This is a genomic window from Sporolactobacillus terrae DSM 11697, from assembly GCF_000648615.1.
Classification (GTDB): Bacteria; Bacillota; Bacilli; order Bacillales; family Sporolactobacillaceae; genus Sporolactobacillus; species Sporolactobacillus terrae.
On record NZ_JFZC01000078.1, the window covers coordinates 1 to 25,917 of the forward strand.

The window sequence follows — 25,917 nt, forward strand, 5'->3', positions numbered from 1 at the left end:
TAAAGGACATGACTTTCGCCAGGACAGCGATGCGTCCATCGCACATGCTGTGAACGAATTAAATCACCGACCTCGCAAATGTTTGGGCAGGAAGACTCCTTTTGAGGTCTTTTATAATCAGGCGTTGCACTTAGTTTGACAATTCAAGCCTGTAAAAAAAAAACAACCCGAAGGCTGCTTTTCTTGGAAAACTTGTTGCATCAATAATGCTGTGATTTTTGTTTGCTTCTTCCGCGATAATTGTTGTTTCGACGATCACGATCATGTGAACGGTAATTGTTGCGACCTCTTCCGCCGCCTCGTTGCTGCCGATTTGATCGTTTAACCATGAGCGGTTGTTCACGGGTTAAACGTACCGGAGTTGTATCCGGCTCTTTAGTAATCAGCTTAAGGGCTGCAGCGAGCACATCCGTTGCATCAAATTCATCAAGCAGATCTTGAGCCTTTGCTGCATAGCTGCGGTATTTTCCGGATTCAATCATTTCTTTTAAATTGTCAATAGCAATTTTCTGCTGTCCAGCTAATGCTTCTTCATAGCTTGGTGCATTGAGTTGTTTCATTGGCTGTTTCGTCAAACGTTCAATCGATCTCAGATGCGGGAATTCACTCGGCGTAATAAAAGTGAGTGCCATTCCGGTTTTCCCAGCACGTCCTGTACGGCCGATCCGGTGTACATAGCTTTCCGGGTCTTGCGGAAGATCAAAGTTGTAGACATGCGTCACGTTGCTAATATCAAGTCCGCGTGCCGCCACATCCGTAGCAACCAGCAGTTTCACTTCATTCTGTTTAAAACGTCGCAGAACAAGATCACGTTTTGACTGAGTCAGATCGCCGTGAATTCCTTCTGCCTCATAGCCTCTTTTTTGCAACGCACGCATCAGTTCGTCGACGCGTCGTTTTGTCCGACCAAAGACAATTGCCCGTTCAGGCGATTGAATATCAAGAAAACGTGTCAGAGCATCAAATTTTTCAAGCTCACGAACCTTAACATAGCTTTGATCAATTAATGACGTCGTTAGGGTCTTTGCTTTGATCTGAATTTTTTTAGGTTCATGCATGAATTTCTCAGCCAGCACTTGAATCGGTCTCGGCATCGTTGCTGAGAACAGCAAGGTTTGACGATTCTCCGGTGTAGCTTCCAAAATCGCATGAATATCTTCGATAAAGCCCATGTTCAACATTTCATCTGCTTCATCAAGCACAACTACCTTGATCTGATCCAAGCGAATTGTTCTTCTTTTGATGTGGTCGAGCAATCGTCCAGGAGTTGCCGAAATAATACTTGGACGCCTTTTCAAATCACGGATTTGCCGCTGGATATCTTGACCGCCATAAATCGCAACCGTTCTGACCTTTTTATAAAAGCCGAGCGCGTTAAGTTCTTGAGCATTCTGAATCGCAAGTTCACGCGTCGGTGTAATGACAACTCCTTGAATATCCGAGTTGTGGGGATCGGCTGCTTCGATCATCGGGATACCAAATGCAGTTGTTTTTCCTGTACCCGTTTGTGCTTGACCGATCAGGTCAACACCTGTTTCCGCAACCGGAATCGCTTGTTCCTGAATTGGAGTCATATCGGTAAACCCCATTCGCTCGGTTGCTTTCTTTACTTCTTGACTGATTTCGAGTTCTGAAAATTTCATTAAGTTATACTATCTCCTTTTTCATGTTTAGTACGATCAATTAAATGATTAGGCATTCCCCGCGCCGGACGGAAAATGCCTACTAAACATTGAACGAGATCTCATCGTTGTTTTCAAAAGTAAACCTCTTCCATCCCTATGATTACCTAAGCACATAGATTCACCTTACCATGTACAGCGATGAATTGCAACGAAGGCGAATGAACGCATGGGTTGAATCCAACCGTTTTCGTCAATAATAATGGTCAATGTTCACATTCATTTCAAACGAAAAGCGAATAAAGTGTAACACATTCAATAAAAAGTGTGATAACATTCAAGTATAATGAACGAGGAACGAGGGAATGAACAGATGATCGAAACGTCAAAAGAGCCGGTATTAATCTTTCTTTTCGGGGCAACAGGAGATCTCGCTCGTAGGAAGTTATATTCCGCTCTTTATCGACTGTATAAACGGGATCAAGAATTTGCTGTAATTGGTCTTGCACGTCGCGCGCACACGGATGAAACCTATCGCGATTTAATTAATGACTCGCTACCTTCCGAGGTTGGTCAGCGTCAGCACTTTTTGGAACGCTTTTATTATCGCCGCTTAGACATTACGCGTCCTGAAAATTTTGCTACCCTAAAAAGTTTCAGTGACGAACTTAATGAACGTTATCAGTTAAAAGGTAATCGAATTTTTTATCTTTCCTTGGCTCCAGCATATTTTGCTGAAGCTGCGAAAAATTTAAAAAAATCCGGACTATCAACCACTTCAGGTTGGAAACGGTTAGTTATCGAAAAGCCTTTTGGGCACGATCTGAAATCCTCGAAAGACTTAAACGAAAGTTTGCTCCATGCTTTCTCTGAAGAGGAAATTTTTCGAATCGACCATTATCTAGGCAAAGAAATGGTACAAAACATAGAGGTTCTGCGCTTTGCAAATCCGATTTTCGAAGCAATTTGGAACCGCCGTTACATTTCAAATGTGCAAATCACGCTCAGTGAAACTCTCGGCGTCGGTGACCGAGCAAACTATTATGATCAAACCGGTGCGCTTTTGGACATGGTACAGAATCACATTATGCAGCTACTGACCTTGATTGCGATGGAGCCGCCGACACAACTTGAGACCGATGATTTGCGTTACGAAAAGGTCAAAGTGTTGAAAGCAATCCGACCAATGAACATTCATAATATCGCTGAAGAAATTGTTCGCGGTCAGTATACGCGCGGTATTTCACCGAAACGTGAAAAAATGCGTGCGTATCTTAATGAGGACAATGTTCGGAGTGATTCAGATACTGAAACCTTTGTAGCTTCACGATTTCAAATTGATAATTACCGCTGGCAAGGCGTTCCATTTTACGTACGTACAGGAAAACGAATGGCTGAAAAGGCAACACAGATTGTGATTCAATTTAGAAAGCTGCCCAAAAATCCCTATTTCCATAACGTCAACCATGTCGGTCCGAACTTGCTCGTCATCTATATATCACCTGACGAGGGACTTTCGTTGAAATTAAATGTAAAAGCAAATGGTGAGGCAGGCAGCAATACCGTTCCTATATCTCTAAAGTTCCGCAATAATGAATTGGCGATGGAAAATATGCAAGATGCCTATGAGCGGCTGATCGCCGATTGTATTAAAGGTGATTCAACGAATTTTACACGTTGGGATGAGGTCTTGTATTCATGGGGAATCATTGACTCAATTGTTGATTCCTGCAAAAAGCGGCATGTACCGATTGACTACTATGAGGCCGGCTCAATGGGGCCATCTACAGCAGACGAATTACTGGAAAAACACGGTCATCATTGGTGGCCAATCATGCATATGGAATAAATAATAATCCTACAAAAAATAAGGCGTCTCGCATTAAGCGAGGCGCTTTATTCTGTAGGAAAATGATTTATGAAACCGTTTGAGTTCGAATCCGTTCTACTTCAGCATCAAATGCGGCAATCAGCTTTTTCGAGAGTGCACCAGGTTCTCCAGCGTTGATCAGTTGATCGTCAATTTGCAGTACTGGTTTTACTTCATTGCTTGTACTCGTAATGAATACTTCATCTGCATGCAACAGTTCTTCCAGCGTGAATTCACGCTCAGAAACCGGAATATCAAGTTGTTTTGCCAGATCGAGAACAAACAAGCGTGTGATCCCATTAAGAATCAGATGATCAGCCGGATGCGTCACGAGTTCCCCAGCTTTGGCAATGAATACATTGCTTGATGATCCTTCTGTAACGGTTTCCCCGCGATGCAAAATCGCCTCTCCAGCGCTCACACTGTGCGCTTTTTGTTTCGCAAGGACATTTCCCAGCAGATTCAGCGTTTTAATGTCGCACCGCAGCCAGCGAATATCCTCTGCAAGCACCGCTTTAATTCCTTTCGGTCGTTTTGACAGATCGCGAACCTTGGACGATACGGAGCCGGTGATTACAGGCGGCGTGTGTTCCGGAAAAAAGTGCTGTCGCGGAGCTGCTCCCCTTGTAATTTGGAAATAGACAACGCCGTCCTCTAATTGGTTCAGTTCGATCAGCTTTTTAATGTTATCTGCGAGATGCTCAATGCTGTAAGGCAATGTCAAACTAAGCTCGCGTGCACTGCGTTCCAAGCGTTTCAGATGCGGCTCAAGTAAGAAAATTTTTCCGCTGTAGACCATCATTGCTTCATAAATGCCATCTCCAAATTGATAGCCTCGGTCTTCAATATCCACCTTTGCTTGCGCGCGATCGATAAATTGATCCTGATACAATATCGTTGCCAACGCCGCAACCCCCTCTTACAATCGATAATCTGATTATATGCTCCTTTTGTCGGCACGACAATCCCGTACTATTCAGATTTACTAATCCTAAGTGATCTATTATTTTTTTGTTTGCTTTTTTACAATGTCTTCAATCAGTCGCTTAGCCATTTTGTTATAGCCTTCACGATTTGGGTGAAAGTGATCTTTAGAGAGCAGCTGTTTCGACTTGTTTCGAAACAAGTCGCTCGTCGGGATGAATGAAATGGGCTGATAATTTTCACTAATCTGCTTGCTGTTGGCGTTCCACTTAGCCAAAATTGGTACAAAATCTTCATTGGCTTCACCGAGATAGTCTTCAAAAGGATTATAAAGTCCAAAATAATAGACAGAGGCATCGGGGTTTAATTGACGGATTTCCTTCAATACTTGCTTCAATTTAGTCGAAAAGATTGTTTGTTCTTTATTAAAATCACCGGCGTGCAGATCAAGAAAATTCTGTCTGAAAACATGAACAATATCATTGCCGCCTATGGTAAGAAAAATGGTATTGGAAGCTTTGATCGCCTTGCGATATTTTGGCTGCTTGAGCTTCTTTAACAAATCAGCGGAGGTATCTCCACGATGACCAAGATCGCTTACTGAAACACTTTTTACATTTTTTTCTTTCTTGAGCATTTCAGCGGCTGCTCCAACATAGCCCTGATTCTCAAGATCCCCGACACCTTCAGTCAGCGAATCGCCTAAAGCCGTTATTTTGTAATGGATGGGTTTCGGCTTTTTGGGAGCAGCACTTGGCCGCAGCGCGATATAGCCAAAAATCACTGCTGCAGCCATTAATACAATTAAAAGATAAATGATTGCTTTCTTTTTAATTTCCTTCGACCCCTCTTACTTTTTCTTTATGCGTCGTACCACCACTGCAAGGCACGCTGCTCAATGTACCTACACATTTCCTTCTTTCCCAACCAGTAACTCTCGCGATCATCTGAAAACTGTTCGGCAAGCTTAATCTTGATCTGACTGTAGCTTGCAGCATCGTCATCATGCGTTCTTAAATAGTCGCGAAAGGCAAGATGACGAACAACATCTTCTGATTCAGCTTCAAAGACATGCAAATGTACCAGGTGATCGCCCGAAGCATCTTTCTTTTCAAAATAACGGCGCCTTCGAATCCCATATTCCCCTAGTGCTTCATAACCGGCTTGAGACAATTTGCCAGTATACGCATCAACACCGGACAAATCATGCACCTCGGCAAGAATATCGATGGTAGGCTTAGCTGCCATGCCTTCAATGGACGTACTTCCAATATGGTGAATAGCAGTCAGCAGCGGTTCAAGGATATGTGCAACATGTGCGGCTTCACGCTTATAGTTGACCTCCCATTTGGGATCATAAGGAACAACGTGAAGCTTATTCTGAGCCATTCAAATCACCTCTCATAGCAAAGACTCGTGATCATTCTAACATAGGCGATTGTTCACGTCAGAGAAAAGTGCTAAAAAACTCAAATTTCAAAACTGGATCATCCCTCGATAAGATTTTTCGTGAAACACCGCGCTTTTCTTTATATTTGTCTGTTGTACGCAATCACGTCTTACGGCACCGTTTATCACGACTCGCGTATTTTTCTTTTATTTCAGCAGTCTGCTACAATAAATAGGATCAATCAAAATGGGAGGGTTTTCCATGGAAGAACCTATCGTGACGACTTTAGAAAAAAATAGAGACCGCTACTTAAAACAAATGATTGAATTTCTGTCTATTCCCAGTATCAGCTCTGATTCAACGCACAAAGCAGATGTACGCCGCGCTGCTGAATGGTTGGCGAACGATTTAAAACACGGTGGTCTGAGTCATGTGCAGATTCTTGAAACAGCCGGTCACCCGGTTGTTTATGCCGATTATTTAACTGATGAGAACAAACCCACCGTTCTCTGTTACGGACACTATGACGTGCAACCGGTTGATCCAGTCGATCAATGGCAAACGGATCCTTTTAAACCAGAGATCAGAGACAACATCATTTACGGACGCGGGACAAGCGATGACAAAGGCCAAGTCTTCATGCTGGCTAAGATGGCTGAAACGATTCTTGACGCAACCGGAACACTTCCGGTCAACCTTAAATTCTGTTTTGAAGGTGAAGAAGAAATTGGTAGTGCTCATCTCGATGATTTTGTTGATGCGCATCTTGATCTACTGAAAGCGGATGTTCTGCTTGTTTCCGATACGACCATGCTTGGCATGGATCAGCCGGCTGTCAGCTACGGTCTCCGCGGTATTTGCGGCCTAGAAGTACGTTTGCGCGGCCCCAAAGGAGACCTTCACTCCGGTGTCTACGGCGGCGCTGTACAAAACACACTGCATGCAATGGTTGAATTGTTGGCCAGCCTGCATGATCATCATGGCCGTGTAACGGTTGACGGCTTCTACGACCAAGTAAAGCCTTTGACAAAAGAGGAACGAAAGGTTTGTGAAACGCTTTCTGATGATGACGTGCTGAAAAAAGAGCTTGATGTTGATGCGTTATATGGTGAAGAAGGTTACCCAACGGTTGCACGCATCTGGTCACGCCCGACATTGGAATTGAATGGTGTTTACGGCGGCTTTCAAGGCGAAGGTTTAAAAACCGTTATTCCGTCTACAGCTACCGCCAAAATAACATGCCGGCTTGTTCCTGATCAGGATCCGGCACTCATCGGAGCTCTTTTGAGAAAACATCTTAAAGACCATCTGCCTGCCGGTGTTAAATTGGAAGTAGAATTAATGGACCATGCCGATCCATTCATTATGCCTGTTGACCATCCTGCTTTACAAGCTGCCCACAATGCCCTTGAAAAAGCATTCCATACAAAGGCTATTCTGTCACGCCAAGGCGGATCAGTACCTATTGTCAATACATTCCATGACAAACTAGGACTTGCCCCGATACTCATGGGGTTCGGATTGGACAGTGAGAATTTCCATGCGCCCAACGAACATTTTCATCTTAAGAATTTTGATCGCGGATTGCGCGCTTTAACTGAGTTTTTATTCGAGCTTTCCAAACAAATGAACTAATTACTCATTGATAAAGACCTTGCGTATAAGAAAAGAGGCTGCCATTATCGGCAGCCTCTTTTTCATTGAAGAAGTTCTATGAAGTTTGTTCATGCATAGCGAATCTTTTCTTGAGTTTCTTTAAAAAAAGAATTCAGTGATAACCCTAGGATCAAACGTTAACCATCCCAACGGAACTCACTCCCTCGAAAATCATCCGTATGTCTGAAGGAACTTTCATAATCTCCTTCGTTCATTATCATGGCTATTTGTGAGAGAATTATACGTAGCGGTTTATTTTTTCAAAAGTTTTTTACGTAAAACCGTTTGCAGGATTCCTCCATTACGGTAATAGTCCATTTCAACTTCGCTGTCAAAGCGGACAATGACGGGAAACTTAACCGATTTTCCGTTTAAGGCGACCGCTTCCGCCTGAACACGTGCACCTGGCACAATCGTCTCGTCAACCGATACGGAAATTGCCTCTTCTCCTGTTAGTCCAAGTGTTTCGGCACTCTGCCCGCTCTCGAATTGAAGCGGGAGAACCCCCATCATGACCAAGTTGCTTCGATGAATGCGTTCATAACTCTCGGCGATGACTGCTTTAATTCCAAGCAGCCTCGTCCCTTTTGCGGCCCAATCGCGTGAACTGCCCATGCCGTAATCCTTACCTGCAAGAACGATTAAGTCGGTGCCATCTTGTTTGTACTTCATCGCAGCATCATAAATCGGCATCACTTCTCGAGTCGGCCAATACGTCGTATATCCGCCTTCTGTGCCTGGGGCAATTTGATTTCGAATGCGGACATTTGCGAACGTACCGCGCATCATGACCTCATGGTTCCCTCGTCTTGATCCGTACGAGTTGAAGTCAATCCGATCGACTCCTTTATCCATTAAATAGCGTCCCGCCGGGCTGTCACCCGCAATTGATCCTGCTGGCGAAATATGGTCGGTGGTGACCGAGTCGGCAAATTTTCCGATAACACGCATTGCCTGTAACGGCTCAATCGTTTTTAATTCTGCCGAAAGATTTTCGAAAAATGGCGGATTCTGGATATAGGTTGACGCTTTATCCCAATCATACAATTCGCCCGCACTCGTCTCAATGGCATTCCATCGCTTGTTTTCCGTAAAGACACGCGCATATTCTTTTTTAAAGCTTTCAGGTCCAACTGCACGATGCATGACCGCTTCAATCTCAGAACGAGACGGCCAGAGATCCTTAAAATAAACCTCATTTCCGTCTCGATCTTTCCCAAACGAATCATGGAGCAGGTCAAAATTAACGGATCCGGCCAGTGCATACGCAACAACCAGAGGCGGCGATGCTAAATAGTTGGCGCGAATGAGCGGATGAATGCGCCCCTCAAAATTACGATTCCCTGAAAGTACGGCCGCCACAGTCAAATCTTGATCAACGATCGCTTGCTCAACAGCTTCCGGCAATGGCCCGGAGTTGCCGATACAAGTGGTGCATCCATAGCCAACAACATTAAAACCTAATGTTTCCAGATCAGGTAATAAGCCGGCCTTTTCAAGGTAATCTGTAACAACCTTTGATCCGGGAGCAAGACTGGTCTTTACATAATCAGGAACAGTCAATCCCTTTTCCACGGCTTTTTTAGCGACAAGCCCGGCACCAATCATGACACTTGGATTACTTGTATTCGTGCAGCTTGTGATTGCTGCAATGACCACAGCTCCAGTACCAAGATGCTCTTGATTGCCGTTATTCCCACTGACAAGTGTCGACTTTTTCAGTTCATCTTTTCCCAAACCAAATCCCTGATTTCCGGATGGCCGAGTGAGTGATGCTTCAAATTCACGCTTCATATCCCGAAGCGAGATGCGATCTTGAGGTCTCTTCGGACCAGCCAGTGACGGTGTTACATTGTTTAAATTCAGTTCCAAAACTTTTGTAAAATGTGGGTCTTTCGCACCGGCTGTATAGAATAAACCATTTGCCTTGCAATAATCTTCAACCAGCTGCACCTGTTCCTCCGCACGTCCACTTAAACGAAGATAGTCCAAAGTCACTTGATCTACTGGAAAATAAGTCGCTGTTGCACCGTTTTCCGGAGACATGTTTGCAATGGTTGCACGATCCGCAAGCGCCATATGAGACAGACTAGGTCCGAAAAATTCAACAAATTTTCCGACCACACCTTCCGCTCTAAGAAGCTGCGTGACGCTTAAGGCCAAATCGGTAGCCGTCGCTCCTTCTGACAAACTTCCAACGATCCGTACACCAACGACGTCCGGAACCGGAAAATAGGAGGGCTGCCCTAGCATACCTGCTTCAGCTTCTATACCGCCTACGCCCCATCCGAGTACGCCTAAACCGTTAATCATTGTCGTATGCGAATCTGTTCCGACCAAAGTATCTGGGAAAGCAAACAATGTGCCGTCACGCTCAACCTTGTGGACAACCGATGCCAAATATTCCAAATTGACTTGATGAACAATTCCTGTGGCAGGAGGAACCGCACGAAAATTCTCAAACGATGATTGTGCCCACTTTAAAAACGTATACCGTTCTTTGTTCCGTTCAAACTCACGTTCCATATTAAATCGCAGTGCCTGATTCGTACCGAATCGATCGACTTGGACGGAGTGATCGACAACGAGATCGACAGGTTTCTCAGGATTGATCTTCTCAGGATCACCCCCCATATCTGCCATCGCTTTGCGCATCGATGCCAAATCAACGACAGCTGGAACACCGGTGAAATCCTGAAGAATAATTCGCGATGGATTAAACGGGACGTCAATCGCTTTATCTAATTGATCCGTTCCCCACTTGGCTAAATTAATCACGTGCTCCTTTTTAATCGCTCCCCCATCACATTGACGAAGGACGGCCTCAAGCAATACTTTGATCGAATATGGAAGACGATCAATATTCCCGTAATCCGCTAAAGCGCTTAATTGATAATAGTGAATAGGCTGACCAAGACTGATAAACGTTTTGATCGCATGAAATACATCTGTAGCTTTCGTACCTTTTGTTCCAACTGCTCCAGACATGTTTTCCCTCCTGTCCGATCTTAATAACTCTATATATTTTTATCATAATCGAACTTAACCATTAAGTAAATTTTATTTATTTAATTAGTTTATATAAGTTTTACTTATTTAAGGGGGAATTCGAATAAAACGCTGCGGCAGTCTTGGGGCATTAGAATGGCTACTCCTCCGGCGCTGAGCGTTTACATGACTTCCGCAGGATGCAGTGACTTCTGCGTTGGCACCGGACGTACTTTCACAGGATGTGATGACTTTCGCGTTGCATACAGGACGTATGCGCACTTAGCGAAAGTTCCTTTACAATTAGCAGAAGTTCCTTTTTTAATAACGCTAATCGTCGTACCAGTAAGGGCAAATCATATCCTTTCTTTACATGCAAAAAAGATAAGCAACCAAGTTGTTTATCTTCTCGGTAAATCAATTTTAAATTTATATCGATCCGCACGAAATAATGATTTTGTCTGTTCAATCGGCTGACCGTTGCTTAGATAGGCACAACGATTGATGAGCAGAATCGGTGAACCTTTGGCAACATCTAAAATTTTTGCTTCTTCAGAGGTCACAATTGATGCTTCAATGGACTGCTCCGCATGGTTAATCGTCATACCGGTTTCTCGTTCAATGTAATGGTACAGAGAAGGACTAACTTGCTGATCAGTCAAATGCGGCAGAACGCGTACCGGAATATAGGAAGTCTCGATTGCCATAGGCTCATCATCAGCCAGGCGCACACGTTTTATCTCGTAGACGTTTTCTCCCTCTTGCAATTTAAGCTGCATCGCAATTTTGTCTGGGGGGTGCACGATGGAAAAGTGCAGCATCCTGCTCCCCGGCTTCAAACCGCGGCTGATCATGTCTTCGGAGAAGCCATTAAAGCCAAGCAATTTCTTCTCAATCTTTTCTTGAGCAGCAACAAATGTCCCTTTTCCCTTGATTCGAATTAAGATACCCGCATGAACCAAATTCATAATGGCTTGGCGTACAGTCATACGCGATACATGAAACTGATCTGTAAATTCGCGTTCAGAAGGAATCTGGTCCCCAGTCGTCAACTGCTTCTGGTTAATTAGGTCTTCGATATACCTTTCAATCTGGTAATACATAGGCATCGGAGATTTGTGGTCAATCATTTCATCAATCCTTGCTGACTTTTGTTTGAGAAAGTGCCGCTTCATCAGCAATAATGATGACGTTCTTATGCTGCGTGAGCGCTGATGCTGGAAAACTGCTGTCTGCCCGACTTGCAAGCACCAGCTTGCCTACTGCATCTGCTTTCTCTTCACCTGAAGCGATTAAAAGAATTTGCCTGCTCTTTAAGATCGTACCGATGCCCATGGTAACGGCCTCAGTTGGTACATCCTTTATGCTTCCAAAATAGCGAGCATTCGCGTGGCGTGTCGATTCTGTTAACTTCACCACATGTGTGCCAAGTGTCAGAGAAGACCCCGGCTCATTAAAACCAATGTGTCCATTGCGTCCGATTCCGAGCAATTGGAGGTCTACCCCTCCGAGGCTTTCAATTAAAGCGTCATAACGTGCACAAGCCTCATCTGAAGTATCCAAGCCGTTCGGTAAAAAATACCGTCCATCAGGTATATCAACATGATCAAAAAAGTGCTGCTTCATGTATGAGTTATAGCTGTTTGGATCTTGTGGGTCAATCCCAGCGTACTCATCGAGATTTACCGTATGGATCGATTGATAACTGGTTCCGTTTGCTTGATGATCATTGACCAGTTCTTGATACGTGCCCTCAGGGGTTCCTCCAGTAGCAAGACCAAGAACAGCATCGGGTTTGCTCACGACAAGTTTCCGAATGATTTCAGCAGCTTTCGTACTCATTTCTTGATTATCTTTAACAGAAATAATTTTCATGTCAATCCACCTCTTCTTTTTGATAGGCAATGGTGCCGCGACAAATGGTCAGTACAAGTTCATTCTTCTCATTTAAAACAATTAGATCGGCATCTTTTCCTGCTTCTAGTGATCCTTTGTGATCAAATACCCCACACTGCAATGCTGGATTGATTGCACCCATTTGTACAACATCTGCCGGTGTCGCGTCAGTAAACGCAAGCATATTTCGCAATGAATCTTTCATTTTAAGTACACTGCCGGCAATCGTTCCATCCTTTAATACGGCCATCCCTTTATCTACAAAAACATCCTGGCCGCCGAGATCATAAACACCATTTTTCAGGCATTTGGCGCGCATCGAATCGGTAATTAAAATCATCCGATCACTGCCTTTTAATTTATAAGCAAGATTTACCATACCTTGACATACGTGATGGCCGTCACAAATCAGTTCAGTATAAAGGTCATGATGTAGCAGCGCACCACCGAGAATGCCAGGTTCACGATGATGCATCCCTCTCATCCCATTATAAAGATGCGTGACTTGTGTTGCTCCGGCATCAATAGCGCGAATGACATCTTCATCAATTCCATTCGTATGACCGATTGAAGCAACAACATGTTGCTGCTTCAAATGACGAATGAAGTCAAGACCACCATTTAATTCTGGTGCCATGGTCACTTCCTTGATATGGTTTCCTGAAATGCTCTGCCAATGATCAAATAAGGAAACATCCGGATCAATGATGAAGCGTTCAGGCTGAGCGCCTGCTTTTTCTTTGTTAATGAATGGCCCTTCAAGATGAATCCCAATGATCTCTGCTTCACCGGATTTCTGATGACCGATAACCGCTCCTGCATTTTCAACCGCCTTTTCAATTGCAGGAACCGATTGGGTAATTGTCGTTGCTAGAAATGAGGTTGTCCCTTCTTTCGCCAACGCCGAAGCAATTTTGCTCAATGCCTCTGGTGTTGCATCCATTGTGTCTGCGCCATCGGCACCATGGATATGCATGTCGATCATTCCCGGCAAACACTTGTAGGTCGAAGGAAAATGCAGGGTCTGATCTGTTGATTGAGACGAATGAGCGTTAATGCTTTCGATTGTTTCTCCATCAATAATCAGGCTCCCGTTTTCAATCCATTCATTCTGACTATAAATGGAACAACCATCAATTTTAGTCGCCATAAAATCGCTTCCTTTTTTCTTTTATTGTAGCATTTTGCAGCTCATCCTGTCTAGACATCTATACTTTGTCTGCATTATAAACTCACAATACATCCCATGGCTTTTCTTGTTACCATGATCTCATTGATACGCAAAGATACGAAACTCTTGTTGAATCGTACTTGATGCAAGTACGATTGCACATCATCGGTTGGCTGCCAGTTTTCAAAACAATAAAAAACACCATCCTCTGTCGATGGTGTTTTGTGAAAGATTAACCTATTTTACAATCGTGATTAATCGTCCTTATTTCACTTGATTGTTGATTGCTTTCATCATCTGATTAATCTTTTTCTGCGATGGGTGCTGACCCATTTGTGTCATCATCACGCGTAACATGTTTTCGTTAATCGGCGGGTTCTTCTTCAAATAACTCATCATATATTTACGGGCGATCAAGAAACCGAGAATCAATCCGACCGCGAGACAGATCACGCCTATTAATATGTATAACCAGAGCATAGTGTGCGTCCTCCTTGTATCAAATTTCCATAGTTCAGTTTACACTATCTCGCGAATCATGGTCAACTCTGTTACAGAAAGAACGGGCGGCATCTGTTCCGTACGGTTACGCTGCATGCGGTTTTTATTCATCAATCTTGCGCTTCTTAAACATTTCAGCTGTTCGTCTACCACAGGTGTCTTGTGGTTGCATTTAGCGCCCAGTTAATAAAGAGATGACGCTGATTCCGTACTGGAAAATCACAAGTCAAGATTTACTGTCTTTATCGGTAAAAAAAAAGAAAGCATAGACTGAATATCAGTCCGCTTTCCATCTGAAGGAGGATGAAAAATGGCCATTAATGGAAAAATGCCATTAATGGATTCATAAGCTTCAAAAACAAAAAGGAAAAGAAACAATTGTACTAATACATCATTTCATCAATCCTTTTGTTATATAACAGTATAGCACACAATCGTCTTTTTTGCTCCTTTTAAAGGCTTGGGATTTCATTATTTATTTTTTTTCACTGGAATAATCAGCTTTTGGTTGGGAACAATTTGATCGCGCACCAAACCATTTTCATTTTTCACCCAATCAATGAATGCCTGCTTGGTAAGTCTCGGCGTTTCATCTTTGTAATCGGTCGCAATTGACCACAATGAGTCTCCGTGCTTGACCGTTACTTCCTTATATATTGTTTGATCCGCAGCAACTGTATTCGTTAATGTAAAAAATAAGACAACAGATAAAATGCAGAATATGATAATAAATGATAGTCCTCTGGTCTTGTGATTTGCCTGCATATTCATTTAAGTTCCCCCTCATTAGGAATGCTTGTTCTCAAGAACATTTGTTCGTTTTCTCTATTTTAATGCGAACATGTATTTGTGTCAATGCATTTAGAACAAATGTTTGCATCTGTTTTTTTCAAATGCTATACTATTGTCAAGATAAGGAAAAGGAGAAGTATCATGAAACTCTCAAATCGGCAGCAAGCAATCCTTGATTACATAAAACATGAAGTTGCCAGTAAAGGTTATCCCCCTTCTGTACGTGAAATTTGTGATGCTGTTGGGCTCGCATCGAGTTCAACGGTACATGGTCATTTAGCGCGACTTGAAAAAAAAGGCTTAATCAGACGTGATCCCACAAAGCCAAGGGCGATTGAGGTTCTCGATCATGATGGAGACATTTTCACCGAGAAAACCGTCAATATTCCGGTTATTGGTAAAGTAACTGCAGGGCTTCCGATTAGCGCAGTTGAAAATATTGAAGAATATTTCCCTGTTCCGCTCTCAATCGTTGAAGACGATGACGCATTTATTCTTAATGTAACTGGTGAAAGTATGATCAACGCCGGAATTCTCGATGGCGACAAAGTGATTGTCCGTCAGCAGCGCACTGCAGAAAATGGAGAAATCGTTGTCGCAATGACCGATGAGGATGAAGCAACCGTCAAACGATTCTTCAAAGAGGAGGACCATATTCGTCTACAACCGGAGAATCCGTCAATGAATCCGATTTTACTCGATAACTGTGCGATCCTCGGAAAAGTAATCGGCGTATTTCGCACTATCAAATAACTTCTCTCAGTCGTTCATTGCTTGTTACCACCTCCTGAAGGGTCTCGTTCTTCAGGAGGTTTTGTTTTATGGAATAAAAAGGATAGCGAATGATTTAGAACTCATCCATCGAGTGCTCCAGAACAGCATTTCAAGTGACAATAGGTTGGTTCCGTATACAGGTACCGTTCAGTCGGTTAAAATAGAGAAAAGAAAAGGAGGAATGAATGATGAACGAATGGTTGAAAACAGGTTTCCTTATTGGGATCGGGGCAGCCTCTGCCGGCAAGGAGAAAGTCGAAAAGATACTTAGTGATCTTTCCAATAACGGCAGCGCGGCAGCTGATGAAACGAAGGTATTGCTGAAAACATTAGGTGATAAAGGTAAGAAAAGTACAGAGAATTTGAACCAACAGCTGCATCAAGGCATCAGCGATTCACTTCACGAACTTGGATTTGTAACACATGAAGAACTGGCACAGCTTCAGCAACAAATAGCCTTTTTGGAAACTGAAATTAAGCAGTTAAAGGCGGTTGTCAGCCAGAACGAAAACGAAGAAAAATAACCTTTTTTCAGGTGAAGCGACAATGATTGGAAAACACATTCGTCATCTTAAAAGATATCGAGAAATTGTTTCAGTTCTGGTTAAATACGGATTCGGCTATCTTGTAAAAGATGTCGGCTTGTTTCATTTGCTCTCATTACCCAAACAGATTGCGGCTGATTTATCCGGAAACGGACAAGAGCAAAGGTCATTAGGGCAACGTATACGGCTTATGTTAGAAGAACTCGGACCTACTTTTATTAAACTTGGCCAACTGCTTAGCTTGAGAACCGATATATTGCCGGAACAAATTGCTGACGAATTGCGCAATCTTCAGGATCAGGTTACACCCGTAAACGTAGAATCCATCAAGCAGATTATTGCTGAAGAATTCGGAGCACCCGTTGAAGACGTCTTTGCTCGTTTTGACGATTCGTGTATCGCTGCGGCTTCAATGGGTCAGGCGCACTATGCTCAATTGAAAAGCGGCGAGAAAGTTGCAGTTAAAATCAGACGTCCGGACATTGAATCGGTTGTTGCCAATGACATTGAAATTCTATGGGACTTAGCCTCCCTTGTCGATAAACGGTACGAATGGGCACGCACTTATCAAGTGTTGGATCTCGTGGAAGAATTTTCTACAGCCGTTCATAAAGAATTAGACTATACACTAGAAGCGCGAAACACCAAAAAGCTTTATTCCTTTTTTAGGGATAACGATCAAGTCGTCATTCCTAAGGTTTACGATGATTACTCCTCAGCTCGCGTCTTAACCTTAGACTATATTAACGGTTATAAGGTGCAAGATTTACTTGAGCGTACCCCGGCCGATATTGATAAAAAAACGCTCTGTGAATGGCTTGTTCGTTCCTTTCTGGATCAAGCACTCGTCTTCGGCATTTTTCACGGAGATCCTCATCCCGGAAATTTATTCTTCTTCTCCGGCAACAAAATCGGCTACATTGATTTTGGTCAAGTCGGTTATTTAAATGAAACGATGAAACGAGATTTCGGCGATTTAATTATTGGATTAATGAAAGGCAACACGGACATGTTGGTTCGTACGTTGTCTGTAATGACTGACATTCCGGACGATTTGAATGAACGTCAGTTCAAAACGGATCTGGATGCACTGCGTGAAAAATATTACATGCTCCCTTTTAAAGAAGTACACATCGGCAAAGTCGTTCATGATATCTTTGAAGTGACCAAAAAACATCGTATTGGCATTCCAAAGAACTATACACTGCTCGGGAAATCACTCATCACGCTCGAAGGAATCATTACCCAGCTCGATTGTGAAATAAGTATTCTTGAACTTGCAGAACCCTATGGTCATAAATTACTCATACACCGGTTGAACCTGACTGATCTTACAAAGAAACTATTCATGAACAGTTATGATGTTGTTGACAACAGTATACAACTGCCTTCTTTATTGCGGAAAACACTCACGCATTTAAATAAAGGGAAAACTCGTGTAGAAATGAAACTTCCCCAATTAGAATTTCTACTTGCAAAAGTTGATCGCGCTGCGAACCGTATTTCATTCAGTATTATGCTGCTTTCATTCAGCATCATTTTGGCATGCATTATTCTCGGTGAGGCATTTGGTGCTCGATCGCTTATCAGTAACGTGCCAATTATTGGCATAGCGGTCACCATCGTTCTTTTCATGTTTATGATCGTCCTTCTTTCAATTTTCCGCTCCGGCCGCTTTTAAAATCGGAGCCTTCCTTACTTTTGATCAGAATTAAACGTTGGATTCTTTGGTGAACAGGCAATGACATCCGCTTGCACGGTTTGCCGCCAAACTCAGGATGACTTTCTTATCGTCAAGGTGCCTTAATCGTCAAACGAAAAACTCGGGAACCAATCGTCGAATCAAGTGTTGCTGCAATGCGATTAAGCTGCACCTGCACGATAATCGCATTGTCTAATTTCTCCTCTTTATGGCGCAAAAGCCGATTGCACTCATCAGACAGAAAGCGGATTTTCTGCTCATCAATTCCTTTCCCCGCTAAAAAAAGTGTAGCTGCTCTACCATGCTCCGGACGTATCGTGATCCAACGCGCTCCGGGTTTATTTGAGATCATACGGCAGACACAGCCTTCAGCAGCATCGGCTATCGCGAGCAAAACATCTTGCCGGTCACTAGATACGGCTGTTACCTCTTCCTTCAGCTGTGCAAGCATTGCAGAATCGATCGCATAAGGATGATCTTGAAACGTAAACATGCGTTTTATCCTTTTCAATCGTTTCTCACTTCCCGTACATGCGATGAATTGATAGTCTGAAATACGTACAAAATTTGGTTTCTTCGACAGACTGATCTGAATTTCTCCCTCATCGTTCGCTTCAACTTGGTTTCCGTCACTCACCACAGATATCCATTGGTTCGATGCAATAATCGAAACAAAACTCAAATATAACCCCTCCTTCAAGGCTTCTTCTCTATTATAGAAACAATCCATTCGAAAAAGAAGTATCGATCAACCTGTCCGTCGATGATTTATGAGCATATCGGTTTGCATTTTTTTCTATTTGTCATAAAATGAACCCATAAGGTTCAATTTATTGTCACATTTTATATAGAGAAAGATCTTGAAACGTAAACAAAAATCTGTTTCAAGAATGTATTCAACTCTGGAGGAGGAACCCAATATGGGAAAAGTAAAAGCAAGTGATGCAGTCGTCAAGTTGCTGGAAAACTGGGGCATTGATCATATCTATGGTATCCCCGGCGACTCCATTGACACGATGGTTGAAGCATTACGCAAAGAAGAAAGCAAAATAAAATTTTACACGGTTCGTCATGAAGAAGTCGCTTCACTCGCAGCTGCAGCTTATTCAAAACTAACCGGAAAAATCGGTGTATGCCTTGCAATTGGCGGTCCTGGTGCGATTCACCTACTCAATGGCATGTATGATGCTAAGATGGATCATGTACCGATGCTTGTACTTGTCGGACATATTCCATCACGTTTGACCGGAACCGATTATTTTCAAGAAGTCGACACAGTGGAACTGTTTAAAGATGTTGCTGTATACAACAAAAAAATCACAAGCGCCGAAAGCTTCCCGGCTGTTGTCAACCAAGCAATCCGCACGGCTTATACAAAACGCGGCGTTGCGGTTCTCTCCATTCCGGATGATATTCCGCTAGGTGAGATTTCCGACAGCGCGCCTCAACTTTCAACGATTTTTGAGAAGAAAACGCCTGGTCTTGTTCAAGATGATTTGAATGATGCGGTAGCCTTAATTAACAATGCAACGCGTCCGGTCATTTTAGCAGGTGTTGGCGCGAAAAATGCAAAGAATGAACTCAAAGCCTTTGCAGAACGTATCGACGCACCCGTTGCGATCACATTGCCCGGCAAAGGAGCAATTTCAGATTTGCACCCGAACTTTATCGGCAATATTGGCAAAATCGGTACAAAGCCTGCCTATCGAGCAATGAAAAGTTCTGATTTGCTGATCATGATCGGTACCGATTATCCCTATGCAGCATATCTTCCGGAAGGTGCAAAATGTGTTCAGATCGACATTGATCCTGAAAAAATCGGCAAGCGTTATGCGGTAACTAACGGAATTGTCGGTGATGCTGCTGAAGCGCTCGCCTACTTAACAGAACATGTAACACCTGTTTCTGACCGTCCATTCCTGAAAACATGCCAAGACAACATGAAGACTTGGTGGAACTGGATGAATGAGGACCAGGATCAAAAGAAATCGCCGATTGCTCCTGAAGCATTGATGGCAGGCATTGAATCCATTTCTGAGGATGACACGATTTATTCTGTGGATGTCGGTACGTCAACGGTTTGGTCAACACGTTATCTCAGACTTAGAGATAATCAAGACTTTATTGTTTCTGCATGGCTAGGTACGATGGGATGCGGTCTTCCCGGTGCCATCGCAGCCAAACAGACATTCCCAGATCGTCAAGCCATCGCCATCACGGGGGATGGTGCATTTGCAATGGTGATGCAAGACTTTGCTACTGCCGTTCATTACAAAATGCCGATTATCGTTGTCGTTTTAAACAACAAACAATTGGCGTTCATTAAATATGAACAACAGTCCGCCGGTCAATTAAAATATGCTGTTGACTTTGGTGACATTGATTATGCCAAGTTTGCCGAAGCATGCGGCGGAAAAGGATTCCGGATTCAAAAATATGAAGAACTCCAGCCTGCTCTAGAGCAAGCCAAAGCATCAGATGTGCCGGTAATTCTTGACGTTGCCGTAGATGTAAATGCTGCGCCGCTTCCAGGAAAAATTGTGATGGATGAAGCAAAGGGTTATGCACGATTCACGGCGAAATCAATTGCTGAAAATCACAAAATGGAAAAAATGCCGCCAATGAAGACGGTTATGCGTCGGTTCCTGTAATCGATTTGATCATAAAGTGAAAAAAGGATCTGCCCCTCTGAGGGCAGATCCTTTTTTGGTTCCCAAGGTTTTATTTTTTAACGACAGCATGTCCGCCAAATTCATTACGCAATGCAGCAACCACTTTGCCAGAGAACGTATCGCTTTCCAGAGAACGATAACGCATCAAAAGTGATAGAGCAATGACCGGAGTCGGCACTTGCATATCAAGAGCGGTCTCTAGTGTCCATTTTCCTTCACCGGATGAGGACATAACCCCACTCAACTTCTCTAGATTACCATCCTTTGAAAAAGCATCTTCAAGAAGTTCCACGAGCCAGCTGCGGATCACTGAACCATGGTTCCACACCTTTGCGACAGCCTGATTATCGTAATCAAATTCACTTTTCTGCAAAACTTCAAAACCTTCAGCCAGCGACTGCATCATGCCGTATTCGACACCATTATGAACCATTTTTAAGAAATGGCCACTCCCTGCTTTTCCCGTATAGAGATAACCATCCTCAACCGATATTGCTTTAAAGAGCGGTTCGAGATAGCTGAAGGATCGTTCTTCTCCGCCAACCATGATACAAGCACCATGGCGCGCACCGCTCATCCCGCCGGATGTACCGACATCCATAAATGAGATTCCTTGTTTTTTACATCGCGCGTAACGGCGAAGTGTATCGGTGTAGCGTGAGTTGCCTCCATCAAGCACAATATCCCCTTCGTCAAGCAGAGGAAGAAGCGTGTTGAGCGTTTGCTCTGTCGGATCCCCTGCTGGAACCATCAGCCAGAATACCCGCGGCGTTTCTAGGCTGTTTACCAACTTTTCTACTGAAGTAAACCCTTCAATCCCTTCAGTTTCTTGTGCTTTTTTTACAGCTGCTTCGGACAGGTCGAAGGCATTAACCGCAAAACCATGTTCAGACATATTAAGTGCAAGGTTGTACCCCATCTTTCCCAATCCAATGAGTCCGATCTTCATTTCAATCACCTATTTTATCAAAATTTATGTTTTCTCTTTTTTTAGTTTAACCTATTCCGCCGGGTTATCCAAATCAAATGTTGTTTTTTGACAACCACAATCCATTCAAGCACAGTAAAGACGGAGGCATTTTTCATAAGCCAATTAAGCAGGATCAGGAGGTATGCGGGAATGCACTCCAACTGGGTCTCGATATACATCGGTAAATAGAATGATCATCAGCAGCAGAACACTCACAAACACGAAATAACTCGTTGTTGATAAATAGGGACGTGTATCACGCATATAAGCACGGAATTGTAAGTCTCTTCCCTCTAATATTCGTCCGTTGAACATTAAAGAGCCGCCTCGATACAAATCTCTCTGTTCGAATAATCCTTTTCCATGAATCGCTAAATCCAGATAACTATGCTGCTGATTTCCAATCATCGAAACCGTTAAGACATACTTCTTCTTGCCACGAAAAGGACGAACAAAATTAAAATTAGAAAGTGTGCCTTTCTTCAAGCCATGTTTTGTAAATTGCTTCGTTTGTTCTTCATCCCCGGATCGAGAACGAAGTGTTACTTGATAAATGCCATCCCCTTTTGAACGAGACATGCCTAAAGAAATATGATCAAATGACCGATCCGCATAAAAGGTTTGTGAAACATAGTGATCAAGCGAAACTCGAGCTTGAAGCGAGCCTTTGCGCTGATTTTGATTCACCGCATAGCGGTATTGTACATCACTCTCTTGTGTAATCACACGGAAATGGAAGACCGTCACAGCTAAAAGCAGGATCACAAGCAGATGTGCAGTATGCTGACCCGTTATTGACCACAGCGAACGATTCATCTGCCTCTTTTCGCCGAGCCACAGCTGCACCTTGGAAACACCGTAACAATTCATGATTAGAAATGGAAAGAGGAACAGTAGCGCATAGCGAGGCTCTGCTTCCCAAACAAAAATATAAAATACGAAATTCCCAAAGAGCATCATTTGCAAAAGCAGACCCGTATCGATGTGCTTTTTACGATACGCGCGAAGTGCAGAACAAAGAAGAAAAAACAAATTGGCACAGTGGAAAGCTTGAATAATTAGAAGGAATAACGCGCGTTGTCCCCCAATTAAATAATCGTACATCAAGGAGTGTGTGGATGTATTTCCCAGATACCAATAGTAGCCCATCGAGCCATCCGCATAGACGCGGAACGCTTTAACAAACCACAAAGATATCAGTGTTCCGATTGATTTCTCATGCAGCCTTTTCTTGATTTCATCCGTTGTTGCTTTTCTTTTCTCCTCCTGGGTCTGTTTGGTGAATGTTCGTTGAAAATCATTGTAATTATACCGCCCCTGTTCGGATAGGCCAAGCATTATCCAGTGTGTCGTCGGCATCTTTGCATGATCGTTTGACTTAAGATGGATTCCTTCAGCCAGCTGAATCGCTGAGTTTTGCATGATAAGCAATGCGCCAAGTGTCACAACAGTAAACATCAAAACATGCTTGATACGCTTCTGTAACAGCAGATAGATGATGAGTGCGGGCAAAAAGAGAATCAGATTCTGGCGAATAACGCAACCGGCAGCAAGCAGAAGACAAAATAAAAGACCGTAAGGCTTGTTGCCCTGCTCATAGCGCATCCATAAATAGATCAAAAGCGGAGGCATCATAATCATCAAAGTATCCGAGTAAAAGTAAAGCGAATAGAAAAACAATGGGAAACAAGTAGCGATCAGCACTAAAAAGAACACACTCATTCTCATTCCGAAAATTATCTTAACTATTTTTGTAGAGAAAAGAATAGCGCAATTTAAAACAGCCATACATAGCAAATGATCAAGAAACAAAAATGCATCGACCGACTGCAATGGAAAGATACGGTAAAGTCCATAGCGGATCAGCAGCAAGGGGATGTTATTCGGATAGATTTGAAAATAAATCGTGTCTGCATTATTTCTGTTTGCTTCCAATAAATGATAGGCTTTCATAAACACATGTCCGCCATCAATTTCAGGAGGCTGGATCCCTGAAAATACGATAAGGAGGAAAAGTTCATAGCCACCAATCACAGCAACCAGCAAAAAGCGCAAGCGATACACCGTTTTCCCGTGACACGCACACAACAGTCGATGCATCGACAGTAAGAAAAGTATAAAAACAACCGTTAATAGTAACAGGATCCAGGTCAAGTCCAATGATGAATAGGCAAGATTTCCATATTTTAAATAGTTCCCAAGAAAAAGTGGACCTATCATGCTCATAAGCAAAAAAACCCCGCCAAACAGAAAAAACGCCCCTGAAAATAATTGTATTAATCGACGTTTACCATCCAAAAATGCTCACACCCAGAAGATCTGATTTTCAGTCATTACTGGACTAGTATTTGTCAAAACCCCTGCTATTATCACTTTTCAGACATAAAAAAAAGCGGTCGAAGTTTCAGCCGCTTTTAACGCATTGGAATAATGCTTTTGCTCATGCTCATTTACTGCTTTACGGGCTTTTTCCAAAGTCCAAGAATTAACCCGGAAACGATTGATCCGATGATAATCGAAACCAAGAACAGAATCGGATGATTACCAAGGAGTACAACGAAGATGCCGCCATGAGGTGCCGGAATATTAATGTTCCAAAGCTGAGTTAATCCCCCAGCAATTGCTGCACCAATCACACTTGAACCAATGATATGAAGCGGGTCGGCAGCCGCAAATGGAATTGCACCTTCTGTAATAAACGATAAACCGAGCACATAGTTTGTAATACCTGCTTTGCGTTCTTCTTCAGTGAATTTGTGTTTGAAGAGCGATGAAGCTAAAGCGATCGCAATCGGCGGTACCATGCCACCCGCCATGACGGCAGCCATCATTAAACCATTTTCGTTGCCGCTGCTTGTAAAGACACCAATCGCAAAGGTATAAGCAGCCTTATTTACCGGACCACCCATATCAACGGCCATCATACCGCCAAGAACAACACCAAGCAAAACTGCATTTCCGGTTCCTAGATGGTTCAAGCCGCCAATCAATCCTGTGTTAATCCATTTAAAAATTGGGTTAAGGATGTAATACATTAATCCTCCCGTAACCAACAGGCCCAAAACAGGATAAAGCAGAATCGGTTTTATACCGTCCAAAGTACGCGGAAGACCGCTAAATACTTTTTTCAGCAAGATAATCACCCATCCAGCAAGAAAACCAGCGGCAAGGCCGCCAAGGAAACCAGCATTCGCACTTGCTGCTAGAAAACCGCCAACCATACCTGGCATCAATGCTGGTCGATCACCGATACTCATTGCGATAAATCCGGCGAGAATTGGGATTAAGAAGTGGAAGGCCCCTGTGTCTCCCCCGGCGATAGCGCTAAGCATCTGAAAGATTGTATTATCTTTGCCCAGATGTTCAAAAAGGAACGATATGGCAAGTAAAATACCACCACCGACGACAAACGGCAGCATATGGGAAATACCGTTCATCAGATCTTTATAAACCTTGCTCCAGACTGATTCCTTACCGACTTGCTCGCTCTCTTCAGCTCCTCCGCCTTCCGCATGGTATACAGGTGCTTGGCCATGCAGTGCTTTATTGATTAATTCTTCCGGTTTGCGAATCCCGTCGCTTACAGGGGTTTGCAGTACCTTTTTACCGTCAAAGCGAGCCATTTCAACTTTCTTGTCTGCAGCAACAATGACTCCAGCAGCACGTGCAATCTCATCTTTAGTAAGCACATGCTTTGCCCCTTCTGAACCATTTGTTTCAACACGAATGGCTACGCCCATTTCTTTTGCCTTTTTCTTCAAAGCATCTTCGGCCATGTAGGTGTGTGCAATTCCCGTTGGGCATGCGGTAACGGCAACGACGAATTGCTCTTCAGATGATGCTTTCAGAGCATGTGCATTTTTTGCTTCTGCCTCTTTCTTTTCTTCTGCATCATGCTCTGCTTGCTTTTCATTAAAAAGCTGGGCAACCTCATGTGCAGTACCGGCTTGTTTTATTTGTTCAACAAAATCGTGGTCAATCAGCAGTCGGGACAATGCTGCCAGCGTCTGCAAATGTACATCAGCCGCTCCTTCGGGGGCCGCAATCATAAAGAATAGGTATGAAGGTTGTCCATCAAGAGCCTTGTAATCAATCCCTTTTTTGCTATGACCAAAAACAACGGTCGCTTCATTCACCGCTTTTGTTTTCGCATGAGGCATTGCGATTCCGTCGCCAATGCCTGTGCTTGATTGTGCTTCACGCTTCAAAATCATTTCTTTAAAAAGTTGCGGATCATTAATTCGATTATTTTTTTCAAGACTGGTAATCAGTTCATCGATAGCGCCTTCTTTAGTTGTCGCTTTCATGTCCAAAAGCATAGCGCTTTCAATCATTAAATCTGTAATTTTCATAGAAGTTCCACTCCTTTTTGCTAATCTAAGTCTGTAGAGCATCATCGTTCCAGATACTGGTTTTAGGTAAACGATTTCATCTTTTATCAAAA

Annotated in this window: 20 protein-coding genes and 1 pseudogene; 7 read left to right on the forward strand and 14 right to left on the reverse strand. The window is 43.2% G+C overall.

What is annotated here, in order from left to right; translation table 11 throughout:
• Positions 1–139, forward strand: a pseudogene (locus tag AA84_RS19665) (IS30 family transposase); the annotation flags it as partial.
• A 61-nt stretch (positions 140–200) separates the two neighbouring features.
• Here AA84_RS19665 and cshA read toward each other — a convergent pair.
• On the reverse strand, positions 201–1,643 hold the full coding sequence (cshA, locus tag AA84_RS0113760; RefSeq protein ID WP_028977679.1) for a degradosome RNA helicase CshA: 1,443 nt from the start codon (positions 1,641–1,643) through the stop codon (positions 201–203).
• Positions 1,644–1,995: 352 nt separating this feature from the next.
• On the opposite strand from cshA, the gene zwf reads away from it, so the two are divergent.
• Complete coding sequence (gene zwf / locus AA84_RS0113765; RefSeq protein ID WP_028977680.1) at positions 1,996–3,471, forward strand: glucose-6-phosphate dehydrogenase; 1,476 nt, start codon at positions 1,996–1,998, stop codon at positions 3,469–3,471.
• Positions 3,472–3,538: 67 nt separating this feature from the next.
• Here zwf and dat read toward each other — a convergent pair whose 3' ends face one another.
• The 3 genes from dat to AA84_RS0113780 all read right to left on the reverse strand — a co-directional run bounded on the left by dat (position 3,539) and on the right by AA84_RS0113780 (position 5,805).
• Entirely contained in the window at positions 3,539–4,396 is an 858-nt protein-coding gene (dat, locus tag AA84_RS0113770; RefSeq protein WP_028977681.1) for a D-amino-acid transaminase, read from the reverse strand.
• Positions 4,397–4,495: 99 nt separating this feature from the next.
• Positions 4,496–5,212: an SGNH/GDSL hydrolase family protein gene (locus tag AA84_RS0113775; RefSeq protein ID WP_037563797.1), complete on the reverse strand. Its 717-nt coding sequence runs from the start codon at positions 5,210–5,212 to the stop codon at positions 4,496–4,498.
• Positions 5,213–5,277: 65 nt separating this feature from the next.
• Complete coding sequence (locus AA84_RS0113780; RefSeq protein ID WP_028977683.1) at positions 5,278–5,805, reverse strand: GrpB family protein; 528 nt, start codon at positions 5,803–5,805, stop codon at positions 5,278–5,280.
• Positions 5,806–6,067: 262 nt separating this feature from the next.
• On the opposite strand from AA84_RS0113780, the gene AA84_RS0113785 reads away from it, so the two are divergent.
• Entirely contained in the window at positions 6,068–7,441 is a 1,374-nt protein-coding gene (locus tag AA84_RS0113785) for a dipeptidase (RefSeq protein WP_028977684.1), read from the forward strand.
• Positions 7,442–7,714: 273 nt separating this feature from the next.
• On the opposite strand, the gene acnA is transcribed toward AA84_RS0113785, so the two are convergent.
• The 6 genes from acnA to yneA form a co-directional block, all read right to left on the reverse strand.
• On the reverse strand, positions 7,715–10,450 hold the full coding sequence (gene acnA / locus AA84_RS0113790) for an aconitate hydratase AcnA (RefSeq protein ID WP_051578052.1): 2,736 nt from the start codon (positions 10,448–10,450) through the stop codon (positions 7,715–7,717).
• A gap of 401 nt (positions 10,451–10,851) precedes the next feature.
• Positions 10,852–11,580 (reverse strand): GntR family transcriptional regulator, encoded by a 729-nt coding sequence (locus AA84_RS0113795; RefSeq protein ID WP_028977686.1) that lies wholly within the window; start codon positions 11,578–11,580, stop codon positions 10,852–10,854.
• 4 nt (positions 11,581–11,584) lie between these two features.
• Positions 11,585–12,325: a glucosamine-6-phosphate deaminase gene (gene nagB / locus AA84_RS0113800; protein ID WP_028977687.1), complete on the reverse strand. Its 741-nt coding sequence runs from the start codon at positions 12,323–12,325 to the stop codon at positions 11,585–11,587.
• Position 12,326: 1 nt separating this feature from the next.
• Positions 12,327–13,496: an N-acetylglucosamine-6-phosphate deacetylase gene (nagA, locus tag AA84_RS0113805; RefSeq protein ID WP_028977688.1), complete on the reverse strand. Its 1,170-nt coding sequence runs from the start codon at positions 13,494–13,496 to the stop codon at positions 12,327–12,329.
• A gap of 285 nt (positions 13,497–13,781) precedes the next feature.
• On the reverse strand, positions 13,782–13,997 hold the full coding sequence (locus AA84_RS0113810) for a YneF family protein (RefSeq protein ID WP_010025811.1): 216 nt from the start codon (positions 13,995–13,997) through the stop codon (positions 13,782–13,784).
• 492 nt (positions 13,998–14,489) lie between these two features.
• Positions 14,490–14,789: a cell division suppressor protein YneA gene (yneA, locus tag AA84_RS0113815; RefSeq protein ID WP_028977689.1), complete on the reverse strand. Its 300-nt coding sequence runs from the start codon at positions 14,787–14,789 to the stop codon at positions 14,490–14,492.
• Between the two features lie 159 nt (positions 14,790–14,948).
• Here yneA and lexA point away from each other — a divergent pair, with 159 nt between their 5' ends.
• From lexA to AA84_RS0113830, 3 genes are all read left to right on the forward strand, one after another.
• The gene (lexA, locus tag AA84_RS0113820) at positions 14,949–15,563 is read left to right on the forward strand and encodes a transcriptional repressor LexA (RefSeq protein WP_028977690.1); all 615 of its coding nucleotides are present in this window, start codon (positions 14,949–14,951) and stop codon (positions 15,561–15,563) included.
• A 209-nt stretch (positions 15,564–15,772) separates the two neighbouring features.
• Entirely contained in the window at positions 15,773–16,108 is a 336-nt protein-coding gene (locus AA84_RS18000) for a phasin family protein (protein WP_051575141.1), read from the forward strand.
• Between the two features lie 22 nt (positions 16,109–16,130).
• The gene (locus tag AA84_RS0113830; protein ID WP_028977691.1) at positions 16,131–17,810 is read left to right on the forward strand and encodes an ABC1 kinase family protein; all 1,680 of its coding nucleotides are present in this window, start codon (positions 16,131–16,133) and stop codon (positions 17,808–17,810) included.
• Positions 17,811–17,922: 112 nt separating this feature from the next.
• Here the strand turns inward: AA84_RS0113830 and AA84_RS0113835 are convergent, their stop codons facing one another.
• The gene (locus AA84_RS0113835) at positions 17,923–18,513 is read right to left on the reverse strand and encodes a hypothetical protein (RefSeq protein WP_028977692.1); all 591 of its coding nucleotides are present in this window, start codon (positions 18,511–18,513) and stop codon (positions 17,923–17,925) included.
• A 238-nt stretch (positions 18,514–18,751) separates the two neighbouring features.
• On the opposite strand from AA84_RS0113835, the gene AA84_RS0113840 reads away from it, so the two are divergent.
• A complete protein-coding gene (locus AA84_RS0113840) occupies positions 18,752–20,482 on the forward strand; it encodes a pyruvate oxidase (RefSeq protein ID WP_028977693.1) in 1,731 nt (576 codons plus the stop codon).
• Between the two features lie 70 nt (positions 20,483–20,552).
• Here the strand turns inward: AA84_RS0113840 and gnd are convergent, their stop codons facing one another.
• From gnd to AA84_RS0113855, 3 genes are all read right to left on the reverse strand, one after another.
• On the reverse strand, positions 20,553–21,452 hold the full coding sequence (gene gnd / locus AA84_RS0113845) for a phosphogluconate dehydrogenase (NAD(+)-dependent, decarboxylating) (RefSeq protein WP_028977694.1): 900 nt from the start codon (positions 21,450–21,452) through the stop codon (positions 20,553–20,555).
• A gap of 144 nt (positions 21,453–21,596) precedes the next feature.
• Positions 21,597–23,699 (reverse strand): glycosyltransferase family 39 protein, encoded by a 2,103-nt coding sequence (locus AA84_RS0113850; RefSeq protein WP_152540382.1) that lies wholly within the window; start codon positions 23,697–23,699, stop codon positions 21,597–21,599.
• 224 nt (positions 23,700–23,923) lie between these two features.
• Positions 23,924–25,825: a PTS fructose transporter subunit IIABC gene (locus AA84_RS0113855; RefSeq protein ID WP_028977696.1), complete on the reverse strand. Its 1,902-nt coding sequence runs from the start codon at positions 25,823–25,825 to the stop codon at positions 23,924–23,926.
• Positions 25,826–25,917 lie beyond the last annotated feature (92 nt).

Excerpts from the sequence above, each read along its gene's own strand:
- cshA (WP_028977679.1), bottom strand. The coding sequence starts at position 1,643 with ATGAAATTTTCAGAACTCGAAATCAGTCAAGAAGTAAAGAAAGCAACC.
- zwf (WP_028977680.1), top strand. The coding sequence starts at position 1,996 with ATGATCGAAACGTCAAAAGAGCCGGTATTAATCTTTCTTTTCGGGGCA.
- AA84_RS0113775 (WP_037563797.1), bottom strand. The coding sequence starts at position 5,212 with ATGGCTGCAGCAGTGATTTTTGGCTATATCGCGCTGCGGCCAAGTGCT.
- AA84_RS0113780 (WP_028977683.1), bottom strand. The coding sequence starts at position 5,805 with ATGGCTCAGAATAAGCTTCACGTTGTTCCTTATGATCCCAAATGGGAG.
- AA84_RS0113785 (WP_028977684.1), top strand. The coding sequence starts at position 6,068 with ATGGAAGAACCTATCGTGACGACTTTAGAAAAAAATAGAGACCGCTAC.
- acnA (WP_051578052.1), bottom strand. The coding sequence starts at position 10,450 with ATGTCTGGAGCAGTTGGAACAAAAGGTACGAAAGCTACAGATGTATTT.
- AA84_RS0113795 (WP_028977686.1), bottom strand. The coding sequence starts at position 11,580 with ATGATTGACCACAAATCTCCGATGCCTATGTATTACCAGATTGAAAGG.
- nagB (WP_028977687.1), bottom strand. The coding sequence starts at position 12,325 with ATGAAAATTATTTCTGTTAAAGATAATCAAGAAATGAGTACGAAAGCT.
- nagA (WP_028977688.1), bottom strand. The coding sequence starts at position 13,496 with ATGGCGACTAAAATTGATGGTTGTTCCATTTATAGTCAGAATGAATGG.
- AA84_RS0113810 (WP_010025811.1), bottom strand. The coding sequence starts at position 13,997 with ATGCTCTGGTTATACATATTAATAGGCGTGATCTGTCTCGCGGTCGGA.
- yneA (WP_028977689.1), bottom strand. The coding sequence starts at position 14,789 with ATGAATATGCAGGCAAATCACAAGACCAGAGGACTATCATTTATTATC.
- AA84_RS18000 (WP_051575141.1), top strand. The coding sequence starts at position 15,773 with ATGAACGAATGGTTGAAAACAGGTTTCCTTATTGGGATCGGGGCAGCC.
- AA84_RS0113830 (WP_028977691.1), top strand. The coding sequence starts at position 16,131 with ATGATTGGAAAACACATTCGTCATCTTAAAAGATATCGAGAAATTGTT.
- AA84_RS0113840 (WP_028977693.1), top strand. The coding sequence starts at position 18,752 with ATGGGAAAAGTAAAAGCAAGTGATGCAGTCGTCAAGTTGCTGGAAAAC.
- gnd (WP_028977694.1), bottom strand. The coding sequence starts at position 21,452 with ATGAAGATCGGACTCATTGGATTGGGAAAGATGGGGTACAACCTTGCA.
- AA84_RS0113850 (WP_152540382.1), bottom strand. The coding sequence starts at position 23,699 with ATGAGCATGATAGGTCCACTTTTTCTTGGGAACTATTTAAAATATGGA.
- AA84_RS0113855 (WP_028977696.1), bottom strand. The coding sequence starts at position 25,825 with ATGAAAATTACAGATTTAATGATTGAAAGCGCTATGCTTTTGGACATG.